The sequence below is a fragment of the Vibrio sp. CJQ_6 genome (assembly GCF_043106745.1).
GTDB classification, from domain to species: domain Bacteria; phylum Pseudomonadota; class Gammaproteobacteria; order Enterobacterales; family Vibrionaceae; genus Vibrio; species Vibrio furnissii.
Genome location: NZ_JBICMV010000030.1, coordinates 1 through 372, shown reverse-complemented (window position 1 = coordinate 372; position 372 = coordinate 1). Strand labels below are relative to the sequence as shown.

The window sequence follows — 372 nt, the reverse complement described above, 5'->3', positions numbered from 1 at the left end:
CCGTAGGTGCTCGACGTCGTGTCTCAGCCTTAAAGAGAGCCGGATTTACCTAACTCTCAAGCCTACGCACTTGAACCTGGACAACCGTCGCCAGGCCCACCTAGCCTTCTCCGTCCCCCCATCGCAATTGTAAGAAGTACGGGAATATTAACCCGTTTCCCATCGACTACGCTTTTCAGCCTCGCCTTAGGGGTCGACTTACCCTGCCCCGATTAACGTTGGACAGGAACCCTTGGTCTTCCGGCGGGGAGGTTTTTCACCCCCCTTGTCGTTACTCATGTCAGCATTCGCACTTCTGATACCTCCAGCATGCTTTACAACACACCTTCAACGGCTTACAGAACGCTCCCCTACCCAATACGATAAATCGCA

General features: G+C 53.5%; 1 rRNA gene. It reads right to left on the bottom strand.

The features are described 5' to 3' along the window. Positions 1 to 372 (bottom strand): 23S ribosomal RNA (locus ACF8PK_RS17690); the annotation flags it as partial.